The organism is Martinezella miluonensis, from assembly GCF_900094545.1.
GTDB lineage: Bacteria > Pseudomonadota > Alphaproteobacteria > Rhizobiales > Rhizobiaceae > Rhizobium > Rhizobium miluonense.
On record NZ_FMAH01000014.1, the window covers coordinates 96,078 to 118,243 of the forward strand.

At 60.1% G+C, this 22,166-nt stretch carries 21 protein-coding genes and 1 tRNA gene; 6 read left to right on the forward strand and 16 right to left on the reverse strand.

Translation table 11 applies throughout. The features are described 5' to 3' along the window. The first annotated feature begins 261 nt into the window (after positions 1-261). The 4 genes from GA0061102_RS14080 to GA0061102_RS14095 all read left to right on the forward strand — a co-directional run bounded on the left by GA0061102_RS14080 (position 262) and on the right by GA0061102_RS14095 (position 3,806). On the forward strand, positions 262-516 hold the full coding sequence (locus GA0061102_RS14080; protein ID WP_092848801.1) for a PilZ domain-containing protein: 255 nt from the start codon (positions 262-264) through the stop codon (positions 514-516). Positions 517-781: 265 nt separating this feature from the next. Beyond that, positions 782-2,335: a hypothetical protein gene (locus GA0061102_RS14085; protein ID WP_092848803.1), complete on the forward strand. Its 1,554-nt coding sequence runs from the start codon at positions 782-784 to the stop codon at positions 2,333-2,335. Between the two features lie 27 nt (positions 2,336-2,362). Beyond that, a complete protein-coding gene (locus tag GA0061102_RS14090; protein WP_092848812.1) occupies positions 2,363-3,052 on the forward strand; it encodes a class I SAM-dependent methyltransferase in 690 nt (229 codons plus the stop codon). A 22-nt stretch (positions 3,053-3,074) separates the two neighbouring features. After that, complete coding sequence (locus tag GA0061102_RS14095) at positions 3,075-3,806, forward strand: hypothetical protein (RefSeq protein WP_092848821.1); 732 nt, start codon at positions 3,075-3,077, stop codon at positions 3,804-3,806. Between the two features lie 32 nt (positions 3,807-3,838). Here GA0061102_RS14095 and GA0061102_RS14100 read toward each other — a convergent pair. The 8 genes from GA0061102_RS14100 to GA0061102_RS14135 all read right to left on the reverse strand — a co-directional run bounded on the left by GA0061102_RS14100 (position 3,839) and on the right by GA0061102_RS14135 (position 11,336). Next, positions 3,839-3,915 (reverse strand) — tRNA-Met (locus GA0061102_RS14100). Positions 3,916-4,078: 163 nt separating this feature from the next. After that, positions 4,079-5,278 carry a tRNA 2-thiouridine(34) synthase MnmA gene (mnmA, locus tag GA0061102_RS14105; RefSeq protein WP_092848824.1) on the reverse strand — a complete coding sequence of 400 codons (1,200 nt, stop codon included), beginning with the start codon at positions 5,276-5,278 and terminating at the stop codon, positions 4,079-4,081. A gap of 275 nt (positions 5,279-5,553) precedes the next feature. Continuing rightward, positions 5,554-6,207: a CDP-alcohol phosphatidyltransferase family protein gene (locus GA0061102_RS14110; protein ID WP_092848826.1), complete on the reverse strand. Its 654-nt coding sequence runs from the start codon at positions 6,205-6,207 to the stop codon at positions 5,554-5,556. 6 nt (positions 6,208-6,213) lie between these two features. Next, positions 6,214-6,615 (reverse strand): hypothetical protein, encoded by a 402-nt coding sequence (locus GA0061102_RS14115; RefSeq protein WP_092848893.1) that lies wholly within the window; start codon positions 6,613-6,615, stop codon positions 6,214-6,216. Then, positions 6,612-7,562: a phosphatidate cytidylyltransferase gene (locus GA0061102_RS14120; RefSeq protein ID WP_092848829.1), complete on the reverse strand. Its 951-nt coding sequence runs from the start codon at positions 7,560-7,562 to the stop codon at positions 6,612-6,614. The genes GA0061102_RS14115 and GA0061102_RS14120 overlap by 4 nt, the downstream gene beginning before the upstream one ends. Before the next feature lie 2 nt (positions 7,563-7,564). Then, positions 7,565-8,212 carry a lysophospholipid acyltransferase family protein gene (locus tag GA0061102_RS14125; RefSeq protein ID WP_092848895.1) on the reverse strand — a complete coding sequence of 216 codons (648 nt, stop codon included), beginning with the start codon at positions 8,210-8,212 and terminating at the stop codon, positions 7,565-7,567. Between the two features lie 207 nt (positions 8,213-8,419). Then, entirely contained in the window at positions 8,420-10,015 is a 1,596-nt protein-coding gene (gene serA / locus GA0061102_RS14130; protein ID WP_092848832.1) for a phosphoglycerate dehydrogenase, read from the reverse strand. Between the two features lie 142 nt (positions 10,016-10,157). Further along, positions 10,158-11,336: a phosphoserine transaminase gene (locus GA0061102_RS14135; RefSeq protein WP_092848835.1), complete on the reverse strand. Its 1,179-nt coding sequence runs from the start codon at positions 11,334-11,336 to the stop codon at positions 10,158-10,160. 265 nt (positions 11,337-11,601) lie between these two features. Between GA0061102_RS14135 and GA0061102_RS14140 the strand changes: the two genes are divergently transcribed. Further along, a complete protein-coding gene (locus GA0061102_RS14140; protein WP_092848837.1) occupies positions 11,602-12,387 on the forward strand; it encodes a glycosyltransferase family 25 protein in 786 nt (261 codons plus the stop codon). Positions 12,388-12,396: 9 nt separating this feature from the next. Here the strand turns inward: GA0061102_RS14140 and GA0061102_RS14145 are convergent, their stop codons facing one another. Further along, a complete protein-coding gene (locus GA0061102_RS14145; RefSeq protein ID WP_092848840.1) occupies positions 12,397-13,224 on the reverse strand; it encodes an outer membrane protein in 828 nt (275 codons plus the stop codon). Between the two features lie 242 nt (positions 13,225-13,466). Then, the gene (locus tag GA0061102_RS14150) at positions 13,467-14,312 is read right to left on the reverse strand and encodes an outer membrane protein (protein ID WP_092848847.1); all 846 of its coding nucleotides are present in this window, start codon (positions 14,310-14,312) and stop codon (positions 13,467-13,469) included. Between the two features lie 398 nt (positions 14,313-14,710). On the opposite strand from GA0061102_RS14150, the gene GA0061102_RS14155 reads away from it, so the two are divergent. After that, positions 14,711-15,187 carry an SH3 domain-containing protein gene (locus tag GA0061102_RS14155; RefSeq protein ID WP_245298010.1) on the forward strand — a complete coding sequence of 159 codons (477 nt, stop codon included), beginning with the start codon at positions 14,711-14,713 and terminating at the stop codon, positions 15,185-15,187. Positions 15,188-15,282: 95 nt separating this feature from the next. Here the strand turns inward: GA0061102_RS14155 and glmM are convergent, their stop codons facing one another. The 6 genes from glmM to GA0061102_RS14185 form a co-directional block, all read right to left on the reverse strand. Next, entirely contained in the window at positions 15,283-16,635 is a 1,353-nt protein-coding gene (gene glmM, locus GA0061102_RS14160; RefSeq protein ID WP_037151568.1) for a phosphoglucosamine mutase, read from the reverse strand. Positions 16,636-16,919: 284 nt separating this feature from the next. Beyond that, complete coding sequence (locus GA0061102_RS33530) at positions 16,920-17,123, reverse strand: GDCCVxC domain-containing (seleno)protein (protein ID WP_245298011.1); 204 nt, start codon at positions 17,121-17,123, stop codon at positions 16,920-16,922. Positions 17,124-17,328: 205 nt separating this feature from the next. Further along, positions 17,329-19,272 carry an ATP-dependent zinc metalloprotease FtsH gene (ftsH, locus tag GA0061102_RS14170; RefSeq protein ID WP_092848857.1) on the reverse strand — a complete coding sequence of 648 codons (1,944 nt, stop codon included), beginning with the start codon at positions 19,270-19,272 and terminating at the stop codon, positions 17,329-17,331. A gap of 116 nt (positions 19,273-19,388) precedes the next feature. Then, positions 19,389-20,723 carry a tRNA lysidine(34) synthetase TilS gene (gene tilS, locus GA0061102_RS14175; RefSeq protein WP_092848867.1) on the reverse strand — a complete coding sequence of 445 codons (1,335 nt, stop codon included), beginning with the start codon at positions 20,721-20,723 and terminating at the stop codon, positions 19,389-19,391. Between the two features lie 5 nt (positions 20,724-20,728). Further along, the gene (gene ybgF, locus GA0061102_RS14180; protein WP_092848874.1) at positions 20,729-21,739 is read right to left on the reverse strand and encodes a tol-pal system protein YbgF; all 1,011 of its coding nucleotides are present in this window, start codon (positions 21,737-21,739) and stop codon (positions 20,729-20,731) included. A 183-nt stretch (positions 21,740-21,922) separates the two neighbouring features. Continuing rightward, on the reverse strand, positions 21,923-22,166 hold a 244-nt coding region (locus GA0061102_RS14185), incomplete at its 5' end, for a transposase (RefSeq protein ID WP_139115060.1).

The window sequence follows — 22,166 nt, forward strand, 5'->3', positions numbered from 1 at the left end:
CAACGCAAATATAGGCAACTTGTTCTCATAAAAGACACTTCCGGGGGGCTTCCGGGGATGTCAGCTTGAAGAAAGCGGTGGTTCAGCGAGCGGCTTCGCGAGAGGCACTGATCATCCCCCTCCGCGGATCTGGCACCAATCACTCCCGTCGCTGCCGCTCTCCTTCCGGCCTGTGAAAATCGCTTTTCCGGCAGCACCATATTAACTTTCCTGATATTAGAACACTCGGAATTAGCGAAACTGCTATCCGGAACCAAAGCGATGACCGAACCCTCGCAAGAAAGCAGAACGTCGGGACGCAAGCGGACACTTCTCGGCGCCAAGATCATCTTCAACGGCGGACACTCGGTCTTCGATTGCGTCGTAAGAAACCTGTCGGAGACCGGTGCGATGATCCAGATCGAAAACCCGCTCTCAACTCCGGACAGCTTTGATCTTCAGCTATCGGACAACAGGCTGTTGGCCTGCGAAGTTCGCTGGCGGAAGATCAACAGCATGGGCGTTCAATTCGTGTAAGAGTGCCTTCGCGAGCCGGTCTGCGACGAATAGGGGCACCGCCCGTCGTCTGCGGGGACTCGACGACCCCGCCCGCTCAAGCCTGGCGCAAGCTGACAAACCTAGCCTCCCCCATGAAAGCTAGGGATCAGTAGCTCGTTCGGACAAGGCAGCCATTCAGCCAGAAACGAGACGGCATCCATGGCCTGTATCGACCCCAAAGATTGCACCTGAAATTGCATGCTTTGGGTTCAGGCACAAGCGCGGCAGCGTTGGGGAACACGACGTGAATACAGCTCCGAACTCCAATCAATTCAATTCGTATCTCATCGGCGCACCAAATGCCCAACCCGGCCCGGCTCAGACTTTTCCGACACCGGCCGCCACCCGGGAGACGCGTCCGCTTCCGTCCGTCAGGACATTCGACGTCTTCGACACGCTGATCGCACGTCGCTGCGTCGAGCCCGCCCATGTCTTCGAGATCGTGGGCAAGCGTGCGGGTCTTTCATCTTTCGCGGTGGCGCGCAAGCAGGCCGAGGCAAAGGTCGCCCAGCACCCCTACAATCTCGATATGATCTACGACGAACTGGCGGTCGCGCTGCAGCTCGACTCGCTGCAGACCTCCGCGCTGAAGGCGCTGGAGATCGATGTAGAACTGGAGCAGGTCATTCCAATTGCGGAAAACATGGCCCGCCTTCGCCACGGCGACGTGCTGATCTCCGACATGTATCTCGGCCCCGACATTATCCGCCGGTTGCTCGACAAGGCAGGCCTCGACAAGAAGGTGAGCCTGATCGTGACCTCCGACGGCAAGCGGTCCGGTGCGATCTGGCCGCAGGCACAGGCGAACCTGGCGATCGAAGAGCATCTTGGCGACAATGCCCACTCCGATGTGGAAATGCCGCGCCGCTTCAATATTCCCAATCGCCACACAACCATTTTCGGTCTCAACCCGGTCGAGAGCGTTCTGATGCAGATCGGTCTCCGGCAGCTTGCGGAACTCTGCCGCGAGACCAGGCTTTCGACCTGGGCGACTGACCCGCGGAGCCGAACCGTCCAGGTGATCCAGGCGAGCCTGAACTTTCCGATCATGCTGCTTGCAAGCGTCGCTCTAGCGAGGCTTGCTGCACGCCTCGACAAGCGCTCGATCCTCTTCTCCAGCCGGGACTGCGATTCCTGGATGCCGCTGTTCGAGAAGGTGTCACAACGGCTCGGATTTACCTGTCAGGCAACCTATTTCTATACGAGCCGCCTCGCCAAGATGCAGCCCTCGGCCAGCTACGCGGCCTATGCGAAGCGCCTGTTCTCCGATGATGCGGTGATCGTCGATCTCTGCGGCACCGGATGGTCGCTTGCCAATTTCGCCGCCACGCTCGGCCTGCGCAACCTGCCGGTATTTTTCCTTCATAAGCTGCCGACCGCGCCAGCCTATGAAGCGATGGCCGCGACCCCGCAGACCTGTCAGTTCCACACGGTCATCTCGCCATCGGAAACAGGCATCGAGAATACCGTGCTTGAAATGAGCAACTATGCCACGCATGGCATGGTCGAGGATGTCCGCATGCTGCAGGACTTCGCCATTCCGGTCTTTGCGAGCGACAGCCGCTCGGCCGAGACCCTGGCGATCGTGCAGGCGCAGCAAGATTGCTTCGCAACGGCCGTCGAGCTCATGGAGAAATATGATCTGCATGAAGTCTTCGCCTTGGACGATGCATCGCTCGTTGCGGTGTCGACAGCACTCTACGGCATGCTGACACAGCAGACGGAATTACGCTCGATCTACGGCAGCAGCCACACAGCGGAAGAGACCGACGTTCGCCGCGCGCTCGGCTGCGCCTGACGCCAGCTTTCTTTTGGAAGGACCTCCATGCCTGAACTCGTAGAGCTTGCCGATTACTACCGGACCGACAAGGGAACGCAGATTGGCCACGCCCATAATTACGCGGCCCTGTACTCGTTTCTCTTCGAACAGTTTCGCGACCAGGCCTTTTCGATGCTGGAAATCGGCCTCGAGCGAGGCGGCGTCGAAGCGGGAGCCTCTGTCGACCGCGTGGGCAGCGACGTGCCGTCGATCCGCATGTGGCTCAACTACTTTCCTCGCGCGAAGCTCTATGGTTTCGATCTCTCCGACTTCTCGCACATCCGGCTGGACCGCTTTGAGTTTCACCGCGGCGATCTCGGCAGCATACCCGATCTCGATCGCCTGAGTGCCGCCCTCCCGACGCTGAAGCTTCTCATCGACGACGGCTCGCATGCCTCGTTCCATCAGCAGCTTGCCTTCCTGAAGCTCTTCGACAAGGTCGAGCCCGGCGGGTTCTATGTCATTGAGGATTTTCACTGGCAGCCGCCCTTCGAAAGCTCTTTGCCGCCTTGCAAGAAGAGCGCGGAGGTTTTCGAAACCTTCCTGAAGACCGGCAAGCTCGATATTCCCTTCGCCCATCCGGATTATCTGAGCATGGTCGCCTCGCAGATCCAGAACGTCTATGTCCACCGCAACAACCGCGGCGGCATCAACGACTGGCACTTCAAGATGGTTGCGCTGCAGAAGCGGCTTTGAAAGCAGAGCGAAAGACGACAACATGTCCTACAGCATCGTGACCGGCTGGTACGCAGACAACGACGCCCGTAACTACAAAGTCCTCGGCGACGATTTCGTTCGCTCGGCGGAGTGCTTCGATATCTGGTATCACTGTGTCCGCTCCTTCACCTCGCCGAGCAACATTCTGATCGTCGATTCGGCCTCGCCGGTGCGCCCCAGGATGCCGGATGATCCCCGCATCAGCTGGGTCAATCTGAAACGCAACTACGGACACGCCGTTCAGGGCTATAGCGCGCTCTGCGGCTGGTCGCGAGCGCTGCTGCTTGGCCTGAGCTACGGCTTCAACAACGGCGACCTCTACACGGTGCTCGTCGAACAGGGCACGCTCTTCTACGGCAAGGACATCATCGAGCGCCAGATCGCTGCTCATCCCGACGCCGACATCATCGCACCCAGTGGCTCGGGAACGCCGCAGCCGCTGCAGACGGGCATCCTGATCTTCCGCAGCGCGATCATCCCGAAATTCATCGAGAACTACACGCGCATTGCCGCGGCCGATGATGCCCTGAGCCCGGAAAAGAAAGTGGCGCTTGCCGGCAACGGCATGCGGATCGCCTTCTCCAACCTACCCTTCGGCCGCCGCCGGCCGATCGACGTTTCGGCAGACCACTTCTTCCTGCGCCACTGCAACGTCGCCGAATTGCACGCCTTCACCGCACGCCTAGGCTTCGGCAAAGAACTCCTGCCGCCTCTTCAGCACCAAGTCGCCTGATTGAGGATTTCGAATTAGTTTTGATTGAGAGATGGTAGCGGAGGAGGGATTTGAACCCCCGACACAAGGATTATGATTCCTCTGCTCTGACCTACTGAGCTACTCCGCCACGTCGACGCATGATCTTTCGGGATCACACGCAAAGGTCAAACGAACCGCCGCTCGAAGCCGCCAGCTCGTTGGTGAGCGGCTTATAAGGTGCGGTTCGGCTTGGTGTCAAGCGGATGATTTGGAAAAATCAGTGCTTTCTCTTGAGCCGGCTCTTTCACCCTTCAGGCCGCGACCGGGCTTGCCAGCAGCGCCTTCAGGGAAGCTTCCGCCATCGGCTCTCTTTCCGAACGCTCGATGAAGCCGCCGCCGTAGACGCGGGCGTCGTCGCCCGGTGCGGAATAGAGCGCGCAGGCCTGGCCGGGAGCCACGCCAGCCTCGCCGATCGAAAGATCGACATAGATGCCGCTGGCATCGGCATGCAGCACAGCCGGAGCCGGGGCGCGGGTGGAGCGGACTTTGGCGAAGCAGGCAAAGCCCTCGCCGGAAGCCGCCTGCAACAGCGGCTCGTCGCCCAGCCAGTTAACATCGCGCAGATAGACGCGATGCGTTTCGAGCGCTTCCTTGGGGCCGACGATGACGCGGCGCGAGCGAGCATCGAGATAGACGACATAGAGCGGCTCGCCGGTGGCGATGCCGATGCCACGGCGCTGGCCGATCGTATAGTGCAGGATGCCTTCGTGATGGCCGAGCACGCGGCCGTCGAGATGGACGATCTCGCCGGCAAGCGCCGCATTCGGCTTCAGCTTGGCGATCACATCGGAATACTTGCCCTGCGGCACGAAACAAATGTCCTGGCTGTCAGCCTTCTTGGCGACGACGAGGCCCATTTCCTCGGCAAGCGCACGCGTTTCCGATTTTGGCATGCCGCCGAGCGGAAAGCGCAGATAGTCGATCTGCTCCTGCGTCGTTGCGAAGAGAAAATAGCTCTGGTCACGATCGGCATCAGCGGGACGATAGAGCGCGCGGCGACGCGGGTGCTCCGGGGACGGGTTCGGGCGCGAACGGATATAGTGGCCGGTCGCCAGTGCATCGGCGCCAAGCTCCTTGGCCGTCGCCAGCAGATCGGCAAACTTGACGGTCTGGTTGCAGGCAACGCAGGGGATCGGCGTTTCGCCGGCCACATAGCTCTCAGCGAAAGGATTGATCACCGTCTCGCGGAAGCGCTTTTCGTAATCGAGCACATAATGCGGGATGCCGAGCGTTTCGCAGACGCGGCGCGCATCGTCGATATCCTGGCCGGCACAACAGGAGCCAGCGCGATGCACGGCAGCACCATGGTCATAGAGCTGCAGCGTGATGCCGAGCACATCATAGCCCTGTCGCTTCAAAATGCCGGTGACGACGGAGCTGTCGACACCGCCTGACATGGCGACGACGACGCGGGTATCTTCCGGCCTCTTGTCAAAATCCAGTGTATTCACGGTCGTTGCCGCCAGTCTTGAACGATCTTCGATGCTGTCCAGAGCGGGATGGCCTTTCTTCGAAAAGCCGCCACGCCCTCATTGTTTGATATCGCATGATCTTATCCAAAACCGCTGCACACTTTTCGGGATCATGCTTCTTGCCGCCGGATGCCATGCAAAAACGGCGAATTTTCATCATGCAGGGCCATCGGCCGCTCTTTGCGGCCAGCCTCAATTGTGGACGGATATAGAAAGGATTGCCATCCCATGCAAGGGGTGGGCGAAATCGCGAATCACCTCTTGGCCTTCAAATGCCGGATCAGATTGCCTCCGCGCCGCAATACGGTCACCGCCGACCCGATGGCGACGATCCAGAGCGCGATCGTCAAAATCCAGCTGCCGCCGCTCCACAGGGCCTCGATGATGGAGAGAAGTGCCGCGCCCGTGATCACGGCCATGCGATGCTGCTTGGCCATCGGGCCGCCGAAATCGCTTGGATTGCCTGTGGCACGTCCGAGCTCACGGACATAGGCGGTCAGCACAGCAAAGACCGCCGCAGCCCAACCAAGCCCCGGCGATGCGATACCATATCCAATCCCGGCGAAGATGAGGATGTCGGCGACGCGATCCGGAAATTCGTTCCAGAACGGTCCGTCGGCCTCGCCCTTTCCGCCCTCGACGGCGACCATGCCGTCAAGCAGATTGCAGAGCAGACGCAGCTGGCAGAACAAGGCAGCCAGGATCAGCAATGTCACGCGCATTCCGGTACTGCCGGCTGCACCGGAGAACCAGAAGGAGGCTCCCGCCAGCGCCGCCATGACCATGCTTGCCTGCGATATCTGGTTCGGCGTCACCGAAAGCGCGGTCATGCGCCGCGCCAGCGTCTGAGCCCATCGCGTGTTGCGGCTGGCCAGCGGCCGCCTGTCGCCCGTTCCGTCACCTGTCATGGCCCCTCACCTGTCATGGCTTCGCTGCCTCCCGCCGGATATCGAGTAATTGTAGATCGCCGCATAGCTGGAGGAGACCAGCAGCGGCACGGCGATGGTCTTCAGGATCTCCGGCGTGCCGCTCAGCGCATGGATGGCAACCAGAATGGTTGCCGAGCCCAGGCAGGCGATCAGCGGCGGCGCCCAAAGTGCAGCAAGGCCGCGGAAGCGTCTCGCCAGAGCTTCGACCGCAGACTTCAAAAACAGCGTCAAGCAGCCCGAAAGCACGCCTTGCACGAAGCCGGCAATCAAAGGGCGCGGCATCGGATGCATGCGATTGGCAAAAACGGCCCAGCCGCCCATGGCAAGGAAGGCAAAAAGCACATGCACGATGCTGCTGCCGGCAAGCGCTTTAAGCTTTCCGCTCATGACAGCGACCACCAGTAGCGCACGAGATGGAAGAAGATCGGCGCGGAGAAGACGACCGAATCCAGCCGGTCAATCAGCCCGCCATGCCCCTCGATGAGATGACCCCAATCCTTGACGCCGCGATCCCGCTTGATCGCCGACATCACAAGCCCGCCGAAAAATCCCATGAGCGTGATGACAAAGGCGAGCAAGCCGGCCTCCAGCGGCGTGAACGGCGTCACCCACCAGAGAGCCGCCCCGATCAAAGACGCGCTGATGACGCCGCCGACAAACCCCTCGACCGTTTTCGATGGAGACAGGCGTGGCGCGATCTTCGTTTTCCCGAAAAGCTTGCCCCAGACATATTGCAGCACGTCGCTGAGCTGGACGACGATCACCAGGAAGGCGATCAGCAGCACGTTGCGGCCTTCATAGCCGGGAATATGCAGGGTCAACAGCGCCGGCACATGCGAAGCGCAAAAGACACAGATCATGAGCGCCCATTGCACCTCGGCGATGCGCACCAGAAACCGCTCGGTATCGCCGCGCAGCACTGCGATGATCGGCATGAACAGGAAGGCGTACACGGGTATGAAGATCGAGTATATGCCGTATTGTTCGGCCCAGAGCAGGTAATATTGTACCGGCACGGCCACGAAGAAGGCTGCGGCAAGCGCCCAATGATCCGCCCGCTTCGTGTTGATCAGCGTCACGAACTCGCGCAGCGCCGCAAAGGAACAGAAGGCGAAGAGCAGGATGACGCCGGCACGCCCGGCGACGAAGGCGATGCCGATCAGCACCACCATCACCCACCAGGCCTTGATGCGGGCATTCAGGTTTTCGATCGCGGCATTCGATCCGTCAGGAGACAGGCGCCGTTCCAGCACATAGCCGATGATGGAGGCGACGATCAGGACGCCGAAAATGCCGAGGACAAGATGGATCAGATCGGCGCTTGCCGCATTCATGCTCAGTCTCCCGCCCGTTTGGGCGCAAGCGCCAGCAGCGCCGCTTCGGCTCTCGCCAGGAAATCCGCCTTCTCCTCGATCTCGCCAATATGCAGCGCCTCGCCGAAGGTGACGGTACAGATCAGCGGAATAGGCACGAACTCGCCCTTGGGCATGACGCGATTGAGGTTGTCGATCCAGACGGGAACGAGATCGATATCCGGGCGCACTTGCGCGAGATGGAAGAGCCCGCTCTTGAAAGGCTGCAGCGGCGCCTCGGTCAGGTTGCGGGTGCCTTCCGGAAACAGGATCAGGGAAGAGCCGGCGTCGAGCGCCCGCGTCATTTGCGTGACCGGATCCTCCTTGCGCGCCTCGCGATCCCGCTCGATCAGCACGGCGTTGAAGACGTCCCTCCCGATGAAGCTGTTCAGCGGCGACTTCAGCCAATAGTCGGCGCCGGCCACCGGGCGAACGCGGCGGCGCAGCCGCGGCGGCAGGACAGTCCAGATCAGGATAAAGTCACCATGGCTGGAATGGTTGGCGAAATAGACGCAATGACGGGCGCGGGCGCCGCTCTCGGGCCAGATGGCTCTCACTGCGGTAATGGCCCGCGCAAACAGCACGATCGCCACGGAAACGGGCTTGGCCAGCCATTCGATCGGCGTGCCCATCCCTTCCCCGAGAATGTTCTTCCGCAAAGCCTCCATGACACAAGAAATAGGCGTGTTTGGCCGCCTCCGATAGTCTGCGAGCCGAGCTTATCCACAACCCTCACAACCACGAAGAAAGCCCGGCGCAACTCGCGTCGCACCGGGCTTTCGGATTGGCTCTTGGGAGGAGCGCACTCTGCGGCTGCCGCCCTTCGAAGGCAGGCCAGCCTAGTCGACTGCGAACACCAGCGGCTTTGCTTGACGAATAGCCTGATGCGCGGTCAGCTTGGCAAGCACATCGTCGCTGAGCGGGCCGTCGACATAGAGCAATGCGATGGCATCGCCGCCCTGCTTGTCGCGACCGAGCTGGAAGTTCGCGATGTTGACGCCGGCGGAGCCGAGCGTCGTACCGATGAAGCCGATCATGCCGGGAACGTCGGTATTGGCGATATAGATCATGTGGTTGCCCACGTCGGCGTCGAGGTTGATGCCCTTGATCTGGATGAAGCGCGGCTTGCCGTCCGAGAAGACGGTACCGGCAACCGAGCGCGTCATGCTGTCGGTGGTGACAGTCAGCTTGATGTAGCCGTCATAGACACCGGTCTTGTCGCGCTTGACTTCCGCAAGCACGATGCCCTTTTCCTTGATCATGATCGGCGCCGAAACCATGTTGACGTCGGCGACCTGATTGCGGATCAGGCCGGCGAGCAATGCGCTTGTCAGAGCCTTCGTGTTCATGCCGGCCGTCACGCCATCATAGAGAATCTCGATTTCCTTGATCGGATCTTCCGTGACCTGGCCGACGAAGGCGCCGAGAACATCTGCGAGCTTGATGAACGGCTTCAGAATCGGCGCTTCTTCGGCGGTGATCGAGGGCATGTTGATGGCGTTGGAAACCGCACCCTTGACGAGATAATCCGCCATCTGTTCGGCGACCTGCAGAGCGACGTTTTCCTGCGCTTCCGTTGTGGAGGCGCCGAGATGCGGCGTGCAGACGACGTTCGGCAGGCCGAACAGCGGGCTTTCCTTGGCAGGCTCGACTTCGAAGACGTCGAATGCGGCACCAGCGACATGGCCCGACTTGATGGCGGCAGCAAGGGCCGCCTCATCGACCAGTCCACCACGGGCGCAGTTGATGATGCGAACGCCTTGCCTCATCTTCGCAATGGCAGTGGCGTCGATGATGTTGCGGGTCTTGTCGGTCAGCGGCACGTGCAGCGTGATGAAGTCGGCGCGGGCGAAGAGCTCGTCGAGCTCGACTTTGGTGACGCCCATTTCCTCGGCGCGCTCCTTGGACAGGAACGGGTCATAGGCAACGACATGCATCTTCAGGCCGATGGCGCGGGCAATCACGATCGAGCCGATGTTGCCGGCACCGATGACGCCGAGCGTCTTGCCGGTGATTTCGACACCCATGAACTTCGACTTTTCCCACTTGCCAGCCTGGGTCGAGGCATCGGCAGACGGAAGCTGACGAGCAACGGCAAACATCAGCGCGATGGCGTGTTCAGCCGTCGTGATCGAATTGCCGAACGGCGTGTTCATGACGATGATGCCGCGGCGCGAAGCGGCCGGGATGTCGACATTGTCGACACCGATACCGGCACGGCCAACGACCTTGAGGTTCTTGGCCGCTTCGATGATCTTCTCGGTCACCTTGGTGGCTGAACGGATGGCGAGACCATCGTAATTGCCGATGATTTCGAACAGCTTGTCCTTGTCCTTGCCAAGCTGCGGCTGGAAATCGACTTCGACGCCGCGATCGCGGAAGATCTGGACGGCGGTTTCCGACAGTTCGTCGGATACGAGAACGCGAGGTGCCATGGAGGCCTCCTGAAAAAGGTCAGCTAAGACGAGCAATTCCAGGAAAATGCGAAACGGTTTTCCGGTCGGAATTGCATGAAAACAACGAGAATTTCGAGATGCTGGGCTCCGCCTCTCCGGCGGAGCCATGACGCTTCAAGCCTTAGGCAGCAGCCTGGGAGAGCGTTGCCTTCTGCGTTTCGAACGCCCAGGCGAGCCAGGGCATCAGCTTCTGCATATCGGCAGCTTCGATCGTTGCACCTGCCCAGATGCGCAGGCCCGACGGTGCGTCGCGATAGTGGCCGACGTCATAGGCGACGCCTTCCTTTTCGAGGAGCGCGACCAGACCCTTGGCGAAATTCGCCTGACCGTCTTCGTCGAGAGCGGCAACATCCTTGTCGACGATCTTCAGGCAGACGGAGGTGTTGGATTCCGTCTCGGCCTTGACGGCGAGATTGGCGATCCAGTCGTTGGCAGCAACGAAGTCATGGATGACCTTGGCGTTGGCATCGGCACGGCCGATCAGCGCCGTCAGGCCGCCGAGGTCCTTCGCCCAAAGCAAAGCATCGATGTAGTCTTCAACGCAGAGCATCGAAGGCGTGTTGATCGTCTCACCGGTAAAGATGCCTTCGATCAGCTTGCCGCCGCTTGTCATGCGGAAGATCTTCGGCAGCGGCCAGGCCGGCTGATAGGTGGTCAGGCGCTCGACGGCGCGCGGCGACAGGATGATGACGCCATGTGCGCCCTCGCCGCCCAGAACCTTCTGCCAGGAGAAGGTGACGACGTCGAGCTTGGCAAAATCGAGGTTCTGAGCGAAAGCCGCCGAGGTGGCGTCGCAGATCGTCAGGCCCTTGCGGTCGGCAGGGATGAAATCGCCGTTCGGAACGCGAACGCCGGAGGTGGTGCCGTTCCAGGTGAAGACCACGTCACGATCAAAATCGATCGTGGAAAGATCAGGGAGCTCGCCGTAACCGGCTTCGAGCTTGCGGACGTCCTTGAGCTTCAGCTGCTTGACGACGTCGGTGACCCAGCCGGCACCGAAGCTTTCCCAGGCGACCATATCGACGCCGCGTTCGCCGAGCAGCGACCACAGCGCCATTTCGACGGCGCCGGTGTCGGAAGCCGGAACGATGCCGATGCGGTAATCCGCCGGCACTTCAAGAATTTCGCGAGTAAGATCAATGGCCTGCTTCAGCTTGGCTTTGCCGACCTTCGCGCGGTGCGAACGGCCAAGAGCCGCATCGGAAAGAGCGTCGAGCGTCCAACCGGGGCGCTTCGAGCAGGGGCCAGAAGAGAAATGGGTATTGTTCGGACGGATGTCCGGCTTGGCGAGCTTAGTCATGATGCTATCCTCTCAGATAGAAAGCCCTTCGTTGGGGAAGGGTGTCCCGCCGCCGGGTATATGGGAAGCCGCTCGTAAGCGCAATAGCAAAATGCAACCGGTGCCACCACTTCACCAATTCGCGGAGAAAGCTTGATGGTGGCAACCTACACGCAATGCAATCAAATTAAGTTTAGCCGCACAAAGCTGGTTTCCGTGGCGACCCGTACTCATATCAGGTCGGCGCCGACTGATTGGCGCCACCGGAAGATAACAAGTGTGCTCGATGTCCGTAACTGCGCTCGCCAAAGCCCCTCTTCAGCCCGCCCAGCCTATACCAATCTATCTGATCAACATCGACCGCGCGGCGGATAGGCTGGCGGAAATCCAGCGGCAGAGCAGTGAATTCGGTTTCCGGTTCGAGCGCATCAATGGCGTTGACGGCGCGCTCATCCCCCGCGCGCAATGGATCGACGTCGACCATGCACGCTTTCAACGACGGCATGGCAGAACCATCCTGCCCGGTGAATACGGCTGCTACCGAAGCCACATGATGGCGTTGCGCCAATTTCTGGCCAGCAGCGACGAAATAGCCGTCATCATTGAAGATGACGTCGCTCTGGGTGGGGATTTCCTTGATCGCGCCATGGCAGCCAAAGAGGCAGCACCCGCGGCCGATCTGATCAAATTCGTCAATCATCGTTGGCACGGCTTTCGCGAGATGGCGAGCAGTCAAAAGGGAGACGTTATCGGCCGTTGCCTTTTCGGTCCCCAGGGTTCGACGGCATGCTATCTCGTCACGCGCAACGGCGCCGAGAGAATCGTGAAATCGCTGACCGTCATGTCCCTCCCCTGGGATGTCGCCATCGAACGCGGCTGGGACACGCGGATCTCCATATTCACCACCCGCACCAATATCGTCGGCTTTAGCCAATTGAAGGGGATCACGATGGTCGGCTGGCGCCGCGACTATCGTGCCGCCAAATCTTCAGCGTTGCGGCGGATACCCGCGCACCTGTTTCGTGTTTCGGATTTCTTCCGGCGCATGGCCTATGTTCTGACGAAGCGGTAGCTACTCGGTCTACCAGGTGGTGATCCGGAGACCTATCCTTATTTCATGACGCGACAGCGCGCCATCGCGACCCATCGTGCCGGCGCCCGCCGCCGAATCAGCAGCGGAAGCGCCGAACATGTCGCCGCCCGCGATATGGGAGAAACGATAGCCAAGATCGACCTTTACGTTCGGCGCAACCTCGTAGGCAACGCCAGCCATCAAGGCATAGGTCATGCGCCAATCGCTGTCCCCGGCATAGCGCGTACTGACAGAGGCCGCGCCGCCGCAACCCGAAATGCCGTCGACGCATGAACCGATCGCATTGACGCTGCTCCAGGAAACCCGCGTCGCGCCGAGACCGGCGCCGACATAGGGTGTGAGACCGGCCACGGTTCCAAGATCGACATAGCCGTTCACCATCAGGCTGCCCGCCCTGAAGGAAGAGCGCGCCTTCGTGGAGCAACTGGTACCTCCCGCTCCGCCGGAGCAGGGCATATCGCTCGAGATACGGCCATTGAAATCGTCGCTGAAGAAGTCGCCGGTGACGTCTGCACGGAACAAGTCGTTGAACTGATAGCCGACACCCAGCCCGCCGGAAAAGTCGCCGCCGAAGCGGTTGGAATCGAAGCGACCCGAACTATAGCTGCCGCCGGCCGGATCGTAGGTGCGCAATGTCGTGGCGCTGCGGCTGGCATTGACGGCGTAACCGAGATCGCCGCGCACGTACCACCCCTTCGCATCCTTGACGCTCACTTCGGCCATCTTGATCTCGGGCGGCGCTTCGCCGGCAAGGGCAGCACCGGCCGATGCGCCTGCCATCGCTGCGGCCAGCGCCAAAGCGTCAAAACGGATCATTACCCCTCGCCTTCCATCCAAGTGCGGATGCCCGCCTATCGAATTGCAGGCCTTTGTTGCCTGGCAAGAGCTCGAAAGTGAGCTCATGACCGGGAGGCCGCCATTCTCATTTCATTAACCATAGGGAATTCATGGTTAATGAAGGTTTAAAGCAGGGGAAATTTGCTTAACGGAGAGATAGAAAAGCAAAGGCCGCCCGGAGGGAAACCGGGCGGCTTTTCAATATCTTATGCGAAAGGCGCTTACTTGTAGACCGGCTGGACCGGGATATCGGCCGGCGGCATGTAGCTTGCAGTCTGGCAACCGCCGAAGGTGTAGCGGGCACCGATGCGGGCTTCGTGCAGGTTGATGCCCTTGTCGTAGCCAGGACCGCCATTTTCCGCATAGCCGAACATGTCGCCGCCCTGGATATGGCGGTAACGATAGCCAACGTCAGCCTTGAGGTTGCAGCTCAGGTCGATCGACGTACCGGCCATCAACGCATAGGTGAAGCGCCAGCTGCCGCGGCCATTATGGTTGACGGATCCGTCGCACGAGTCCGGATTGGCATCCGAGCAAGACGTGTTGTTCAGCTTGTCCCATTTGACATAGGTGCCGCCGATACCTGCGCCGACATAGGGCGTAAATACGCTGTAGGTGCCGAGATCGACATAGGCGTTGGCGAGCAAGCTGTAAGCCGTCATCGAGGCAAGGTCGCGAGAGGTCGCAGGCACAGCCGTGAAATCCGGGCCGCAGGCGCCGCAATCGCCCTTCGTCGAGCCCTTGAAGTCGGACTTGAAGAGATAGTCCAGCGTCACATCAGTCCGGAGATAATTGTTGATCTGATAACCGACACCGCCGCCGAGTGTGAAGTTGCCATCGAGCTTCGCGCTGTCGAAATCCACCAGGCTGGCATTGGACCCTTGGAAGTAGTTCGCGCCGCGTAGGTTCGCAAAGGCGTAGCCGACGTCGCCGCGCAGATACCAACCGCTGGACTGGGCGACAACCACCTCCGGCTGCGGCTGCGGCTCTGGCGTATAAAGATCTGCAGAAAAGGCTGACGTGCCGACAAGCAAACTGGCAAGTGCGCCGATCACGGTTTTCATCATGGCTTTGGCTCCAAATTTCTTGTCATTGGCGCAGCAAATGCTTGCCAACCGAAAAGACCTGGCCGGAATAATGAAGAAAAGGAGTTAAAACCTGATTAACTACGAATATTTACCCTGTTTTACTGAAGGCTTATACTCTGTCCTTTATATTAGATAATATTAAATCACCAACAAAGAGAAAGAGATACGGGCGCCCCCTCTCGCCTCACACGGCGCAAAGCATAGATTTGGGCGGGCGGTCATACAGAAATCTCTAAACCAATTGGCAAGAATCCGACCGTTACAGTGCAGCCGCCGGGAGTCAACTCAGGAGGAAGTTACTGACGTATCAACGGAAAATATGCGCCAGCCTGTGCCTGATCTTCGCCTTCCTGGGCTTCGTCGCTGTGGCTTATGCGATGCCGGTACAGCCCGTCGCCGCCACGGCATGGAACAAGGGGCGCGAAACGGGATTGCCGATCCCTCGCTTCGTTTCAGTAAAGGCCCATAAGGCGCGCATGCGGGTCGGCCCATCGACGATCTATGCGACGAAATGGATCTACATGAAGCCTGGCCTTCCGATGGAAGTCATCGACGAATATGGCCATTGGCGGCAGGTTCGCGACTATACCGGCGCAACCGGATGGATGCACAGCGCCCTCCTCTCCGGAGCACGCATGGCCATCGTGGCGCCTTGGCTGACGAAGAATGCCGTGCTGCGCGCCGATCCGGAACCGACCGACACGCCGGTTGCCCAGTTGCAACCGCGCGTACTGCTTTCACTGCACTCCTGTACCGGGACCTGGTGCCGCGTTTCCGTCAGGGAGCATTCGGCGCGAGGCTATATCAGACAGGACAAGCTCTGGGGCGCCTATCCCGGCGAAATGTTCCAATAGGCAGACAATCCGCAACCAGCGCCGGAAAGCAGCGCGGCCGCCTTCGATAGAGGCGGCCGTCGATCTGATATTGACGATGATGTCCGATCTGCCGCTCAGGCGGCAGTGCGCACGCTCGAGATGACGTCGATCAGCCCGCCGACGATACGTTCGATCTGGCTGCGATCGTCGCCCTCCGCCATAACGCGGATCAACGGCTCTGTGCCGGACGGGCGGATCACCAGGCGGCCATTGCGGGCAAGTTCGCTTTCGGCATCGGCAATCGCTTTGCGCACCTGACTGTCTTCCAGCGGCCTGCCACCGGAAATACGTACGTTGCGCAGCAATTGCGGCACCGGCTCGAAACGGCGGCAGACTTCGCTGACGGGTTTGCCGGTGCGCTTCACCGCGGCAAGGATCTGCAGGGCGGCGACGAGGCCGTCGCCGGTCGTCCCATAATCGGAAAGTACGATATGGCCGGATTGCTCGCCGCCGACATTGAAATTGTTCTGGCGCATGTGCTCGACGACATAGCGGTCGCCGACGGCCGTGCGGGCGAGCGACAGGCCGCGCTCGTCCAGGAAGCGTTCCAGACCAAGGTTGGACATGACGGTCGCCACGATGCCATTGCCACGCAACAGCTGGCTCTCGGCCCAGCTTTCGGCGATAACGGCCATCAGTTGATCGCCATCGATGATCGTGCCGGCTTCGTCGACGATGATGACGCGGTCGGCGTCGCCATCCAGCGCGATGCCGATGTCGGCACGCACTTCGTCCACCTTCTTCTGCAACGCCACCGGGCTGGTGGAGCCGCAATTCAGATTGATATTCGTGCCGTTCGGCTCGTTACCGATCGTCACGACCTCGGCACCAAGCTCCCAAAGGGCGGCCGGGGCAACCTTGTAGGCGGCACCATTGGCGCAATCGATGGCGATGCGCAGCCCTTGCAGCGTGACGTCGCGGGGCAGCGTTCGCTTGACGTGTTCGATATAGCGGTCGTGGACGCCGTCGACACGCTTTGCGCGGCCAATATTCTCGGCCTTGGCAAGATGCTCCGAAATATCTCTATCGAGCATGTCCTCGATCTTCATTTCAAGATCGTCGGACAGCTTGTAGCCATCGGGGCCGAAAAGCTTGATGCCGTTGTCTTCGTACGGATTGTGAGAGGCGGAAATCATGACACCGATATCGGCGCGCAGCGAACGCGTCAGCATCGCGACGGCAGGCGTCGGAATAGGCCCGAGAACGAAGGCATCAACGCCGGCGGCCGTGAAGCCCGCGACCATCGCGTTCTCCAGCATATATCCGGAAAGACGCGTGTCCTTGCCGATGACCACTCGGTGACGGTGACTGCCTCGCTGGAAGATCGTGCCTGCAGCGATACCCACGCGCATGGCAAGATCCGGCGTCATCGGATAGGTATTGGATTGACCGCGAATTCCGTCGGTTCCGAAATAGCGACGTTTCATATGCACTCCCGTGATTGCAGCGTCCCTCTGTGGGACTGCGGCATCCCGTTCACCTCCACTGAATTCAGTAGGCGGCGCGAACATCGATGCTTGAGGCTCATGCCATAGATTGCAAAACTCGGCACGTAAATTACCAAGAAAGCGTATTACAACGCGTTACCATTAATAAGCACTAAAAAAGGCTGATCCCCAATGAAACGGAACCAGCCTCCTAGTCTATCGGTGTAAATGCGGTGACCGTTGGTATGGCAGCAGTTGAAAACCTGTACTACCCTCGCACATCCTTAACGGCGTTGCCCTTCCTGCGCCTGGACCGGCGGGCAAGGAACGGTTCCGTATGAACAGAACACACAACAGTCGCCGGGCTTCGGCCGAAGGATGGCGCCGCAGCCCTTGCAATCATAGAAATGCTGGCAGGCGTCTGTCGGCATGATTTCGGTCGCCGTAAAGCGGCAGGTCGGGCAGGTAATCGTTGAACTGAGGATCACCGATACTTTACGCACAGAGATATCCGATCTTCAGTAAGGCAGCGTCGGCTTACGGAGTGCAGCACTCTGGTCATTTTCGATGTTCGGTCTACCATCGGCTGCAACCTCAGCTCCAGTTCGTTACCCTCATTCATCAAAAAGAGGCCAGGTCCCTATTCAAAGGAGAACTGGCCTCTTCGTTTGCATATTCAATCGGCTCCGTGCGTCAGCGTGGCTGAGGTTCAAAACCGCCTTCAGCTTCATCGCCCTTGGTGCCGAGCGGGCCATCCTTCTTCGCGCCGGTCTTCGGCACTGCCGAACCCCGGCTCGGTGGCGTGTCGTCACCGAGATCGCGCGCCGGCTTTTCACCGCGGATCAGCGCCTTGATCTCTTCGCCGGTCAGCGTCTCGTATTCGAGGAGGCCTTCGGCGATCGCCACGAAGCCATCATGCTGTTCGGTAAGGATATCCTTGGCCTGATGATAAGCCTGGTCGATCAGGCGGCGCACTTCGTTGTCGATCGTCTGCGCAGTCGCTTCCGAAACGTTCTTGGACTGCGAGACGGAATGACCGAGGAAAACTTCCTGCTGGTTTTCGCCATAGGCAACCAGGCCGAGTTCATCGGAGAAGCCCCACTGGGTCACCATCGCGCGGGCAAGCTTGGTGGCCTGCTCGATATCGGAGGACGCACCGGAGGTGATGTTCTCCTTGCCGAAGGTCAGCTCTTCCGCGACGCGGCCGCCCATCATGATGCAGAGGCGCGACACCATCCACTTGTAGCTCATCGAGTAACGATCGCCCTCGGGGAGCTGCATGACCATGCCGAGCGCACGACCGCGCGGAATGATGGTCGCCTTGTGCAGCGGATCAGCGAGATCGACATAGAGCGCCGTGATCGCATGGCCAGCCTCGTGGTAGGCGGTGAGCTTCTTTTCCGCTTCGGTCATCGCCGAAGAACGGCGCTCGGCGCCCATCATGATCTTGTCCTTGGCATCTTCGAATTCCTGCATGGTCACCAGACGCTTGTTGCGGCGGGCGGCCATGAGAGCAGCTTCGTTGACAAGGTTCATCAGATCGGCACCGGAGAAGCCGGGCGTACCGCGGGCGAGCGTCTTCAGATCGACGTTCGGAGCCAGCGGAACGTTGCGGGCATGAACCTTGAGGATGCGCTCACGACCGACGATATCCGGGTTCGGAACCACGACCTGGCGGTCGAAACGGCCCGGACGCAGCAGCGCGGGGTCGAGAACGTCGGGACGGTTGGTGGCCGCGATCAGGATGATGCCTTCATTGGCCTCGAAACCATCCATCTCGACCAGCAACTGGTTCAGCGTCTGTTCGCGTTCGTCGTTACCGCCGCCGAGACCGGCGCCACGATGGCGACCGACGGCATCGATTTCGTCGATGAAGATGATGCAGGGCGCATTCTTCTTGGCCTGCTCGAACATGTCGCGGACGCGGCTTGCGCCGACACCGACGAACATTTCAACAAAGTCGGAACCGGAAATGGTGAAGAACGGCACGTTAGCTTCGCCGGCGATGGCGCGTGCCAGAAGCGTCTTACCCGTACCGGGAGGTCCCACAAGCAGAACGCCGCGCGGGATACGACCGCCGAGACGCTGGAACTTCTGCGGATCGCGCAGGAATTCAACAATTTCCTCCAGATCCTGCTTGGCCTCGTCGACGCCTGCAACGTCCTCGAAAGTGACGCGGCCATGCGCTTCCGTCAGAAGCTTGGCCTTGGACTTGCCGAAGCCCATCGCACCGCGCGAGCCGCCCTGCATCTGCCGCATGAAGAACAGCCAGACACCGAGGATCAGAAGCATCGGCAGCAACGTGCCGAGATAGCTCAGGAAGCTCGAGGATCCGTCCGACTCCGGACGGCCGACAATGTTGATGTTCTTGTTTTGCAGGCGCTCAAGCAAGCTGTCATCCACGACCGGAGCATAGGTCTGGAAGGGTGTCCCATTTTCCACATAGCTGCCGACAACGCGATTTCCGGTGACGGTAACGTCACGGACGCGGCCGGAATCAACTTCCCGAAGGAACTGCGAATAAGGTATTTCCCTGGAGCCTGTTTGTGCCGGCGCGTTCTGAAACATACTGAACAGAGCAATCAACAGCAGAGCTATGATTGCCCACAGAGCGAAATTACGAAAATTAGGGTTCATCGAACTCCCCAGCACTGAAACTTCCGCCGCAAAGCGACGGCATTACTTGATCCCTAACATAGGGTTGCGCCAAGCCGTTGCCAAGGCAAACCGCGTCGGCGCATGCCTTTTTCCGTCTATATGACCGAAAGCGGCAGCCGCCTATAGGCTTGACGGCCAAAAGCGATCGAAAGCCGATCTGCAAACATGAGGTCGAATCGTGTCAAAAAGCGGTCGAAGGATGCAAGATAGGGGGCGACCGCCACAGTCGGCGCCATGCCGGCCTCATCCGATACAATCAGAGGCAAGGCAGCCCGAGCCCGCCGCACTGCCGCCCGCGGCAAATTCGGCGGAAAAATCAGTGCACTATCCGCACCGGCCGCTTGGACGCAAATCGTCGTCGAGCCTCGATTGGTCACCTCAAAACGACCATCCCAAATGCCGCTGGCACCCTGCATCAGAGTCAGCGGCTTGATGTTGCGGCTTTCCCGCATGAGGCAAAGCGTCTCACGGCGTAGGTCGAAAACCACCCCACCCGCCGTGCGGCGCCCCGGCATCCCGCTGTTCACGAAATCGAGAATGCGCTGCATTTGCTGGCGACCAGGCCCATAGACGTCCCCGCCGAAGACGGCCGTAAGATAAGAGAGGGCGTAGCCGACAGCAGCCGCGTCTCCGGATAGACCGGCCCGGTCGATGACGCAGAGCGCATCGGCATGAATGGTCACATGCTCGTCCAGCCACAACGCCGCCTTGCCGGAAAGCAAGACGCGATTCGCACCGTCATCTGCGGGGACTGCAACCACGGGGTCCACGGCCAAACGCATGCGTGTCCGCACGCGCTCGTAGCGGATATCCTCATTGCTGGGGTCATCGAGCCAGGACACGCCACGCCCTTCGAGATAGGCGCGGATATCCATGCGCCGGCAGGCCAGGAAGGGCCTGACGATCCAGATACGACGATCGAACAGCATTGCATCGGCGATGCCGGTGCGAGTTTCATCCCCGCCCCCGCCGCTTTGGCGCTCCGCGCGCATGACGATCGTCTCGCGCTGGTCGTCAGCCGTATGGGCGGTAACGATCACATCAGCCGAGATTTCGCGGGCGAGATCCGCGAGCAACTGGTAGCGCGCCTCGCGGGCAGCAGCCATGATGCCGCTCTTCGGCTTTTCGCCGTCCCAGCGACGAATGAAATGAGGAATGCCGCGCGCGGCACAGACTGAGGCGACCTCTCGGGCCTCGTCGGCGCCAGCGGCGCGCAAGCCATGATCGATGGTCGCGGCGGAAAGAGTGATATCGGAGCGGGGAAAAGATTTCAGCTGCTCGGCGAGCGCGATCAGCAGCCCAGTGGAATCGCTGCCGCCGGAAATGGCGACCAGAATATGAGCAGGCGTTACAAGCGAATGGAGAAACTCGGCTGCGGCGACTTCAGGCACAAGGGCTGTGGCTGCACCGGTCACAGCGACGTTGGACATGGGGTTCAGCAAGCAAGCCGCTTCTGTTCGCTTGCGACCTTGCTGGTAACGGCCTTCGAAGCCTTCGGATAGCGCTTGCCCACTTCGCGAAGCGTGGCGCAGGCGGTGTCCTTGTTGTCGAGCGCGGCAAGCGACATGCCGAGCTTCAGAAGCATTTCAGGCGCCTTTTCCGACGTGCTGTACTTCTGATGGGCATTCAGAAAAGTCTTGGCGGCTTCATTGTACTTGCCCTGGGAATAGAGGGCTTCGCCGAGCCAGAAATTCGCATCCGCAGACCGCGAGCTGCTCGGGTAGCTGTCGATATACTGGCGGAATTCCCGTTCGGCGACGCTGTAGTCGCCGGACAGGACGTGGCCGTAGGCGGCCTTGTATTGATCGTTCTCGTTGCCGAGCGACGCCGTTTGCGTTCCAGAGCCCGCGCTGGGCGGCGCACCGGAACCATTATCGGTCCCGGTATTCGAACTGCCGACTTCGCTGCCGTTCTGATCGAACTGGATCGAGCCGAGCTGGGACGCCGGTTTGCCCGCGCCGGCGCCACGCGGCGAAGCCGCATTGCCGCTCTGGGAATCGCTGATGACATTGGCAACGTCATCCTGCTTCCCGCCGGTGCCCTGAGCCGGCACATCGGCCTCACTCTTCTTCATCGTGCCGCCGGCCGGCGCACTGCCGCCACGCTTCTCGATCTGCTGGAAGCGGAACTCGTTGTCTTCCTGCGCCTTGCGGATCTGTTCCTGCATTTGCAGCAGCTGATAACTCATTTCCTCGACGCGGCCGTTCAACTGGCGCAGCTGGTCCTCGAGCCGCTGCAGGCGAACCTCGGCGTCGCTGCTCTGAACTTTGACGACCGGAGCGCCGCTATATTGGGCTTGCCTTTGATACGCATTGTTTGGCGCCGGCTGCGCGGAGGTGTCGTGGCCTCCGAAGTGGATTCCGAACAGCGACACGGCAGAGGCATCGCGCTCGCTACCTGCAAAAGCAGCGAGACAAAGCATGCTCGCCACAACAAGTTTTTTCATATGGATCGTCCTGTCTCATTGATTCTTCGGGCCAGGGGCTCGAACAGGAGATTTTTACAATTGCTCTCAAAAAGCAACGGAGTTCGGCCAAAGTGTGGTCAAAAAAACAAAGGCGACCCTGACAGCCTGTGTGGAAACGTTTGGAGGCTCCGGTTTGACCGGGGCCTCTTTTGGTTTCTGGGTCTATGCGGGTTTTGATGTTATGTTTATGGTGCGCCTGATGTTGTAGGCGAGCACCGAGAGGGCCATTTCGGTTCTGGTGCCCTTGAGGTTTCTGGTCAGGAAACGTCCGCCTGCCATCATCCGTTTGATGGTGCCGAAGGGATGTTCTGCGGTGCATCGACGCTTTCGCATCATGTCGGGCGTTGCCCGTTGATGCATGCGGGCGAGTGCATCTTCATCGAGATGCCTTTGGACGTATCTTCGG

Coding starts and splice junctions, on each gene's coding strand:
- GA0061102_RS14080 (WP_092848801.1), top strand. CDS start 262: ATGACCGAACCCTCGCAAGAAAGCAGAACGTCGGGACGCAAGCGGACA.
- GA0061102_RS14090 (WP_092848812.1), top strand. CDS start 2,363: ATGCCTGAACTCGTAGAGCTTGCCGATTACTACCGGACCGACAAGGGA.
- GA0061102_RS14095 (WP_092848821.1), top strand. CDS start 3,075: ATGTCCTACAGCATCGTGACCGGCTGGTACGCAGACAACGACGCCCGT.
- GA0061102_RS14110 (WP_092848826.1), bottom strand. CDS start 6,207: ATGACAGGTGACGGAACGGGCGACAGGCGGCCGCTGGCCAGCCGCAAC.
- GA0061102_RS14115 (WP_092848893.1), bottom strand. CDS start 6,615: ATGAGCGGAAAGCTTAAAGCGCTTGCCGGCAGCAGCATCGTGCATGTG.
- GA0061102_RS14120 (WP_092848829.1), bottom strand. CDS start 7,562: ATGAATGCGGCAAGCGCCGATCTGATCCATCTTGTCCTCGGCATTTTC.
- GA0061102_RS14125 (WP_092848895.1), bottom strand. CDS start 8,212: ATGGGCACGCCGATCGAATGGCTGGCCAAGCCCGTTTCCGTGGCGATC.
- serA (WP_092848832.1), bottom strand. CDS start 10,015: ATGGCACCTCGCGTTCTCGTATCCGACGAACTGTCGGAAACCGCCGTC.
- GA0061102_RS14135 (WP_092848835.1), bottom strand. CDS start 11,336: ATGACTAAGCTCGCCAAGCCGGACATCCGTCCGAACAATACCCATTTC.
- GA0061102_RS14140 (WP_092848837.1), top strand. CDS start 11,602: ATGTCCGTAACTGCGCTCGCCAAAGCCCCTCTTCAGCCCGCCCAGCCT.
- GA0061102_RS14145 (WP_092848840.1), bottom strand. CDS start 13,224: ATGATCCGTTTTGACGCTTTGGCGCTGGCCGCAGCGATGGCAGGCGCA.
- GA0061102_RS14150 (WP_092848847.1), bottom strand. CDS start 14,312: ATGATGAAAACCGTGATCGGCGCACTTGCCAGTTTGCTTGTCGGCACG.
- GA0061102_RS14155 (WP_245298010.1), top strand. CDS start 14,711: ATGCCGGTACAGCCCGTCGCCGCCACGGCATGGAACAAGGGGCGCGAA.
- glmM (WP_037151568.1), bottom strand. CDS start 16,635: ATGAAACGTCGCTATTTCGGAACCGACGGAATTCGCGGTCAATCCAAT.
- ftsH (WP_092848857.1), bottom strand. CDS start 19,272: ATGAACCCTAATTTTCGTAATTTCGCTCTGTGGGCAATCATAGCTCTG.
- tilS (WP_092848867.1), bottom strand. CDS start 20,723: ATGTCCAACGTCGCTGTGACCGGTGCAGCCACAGCCCTTGTGCCTGAA.
- ybgF (WP_092848874.1), bottom strand. CDS start 21,739: ATGAAAAAACTTGTTGTGGCGAGCATGCTTTGTCTCGCTGCTTTTGCA.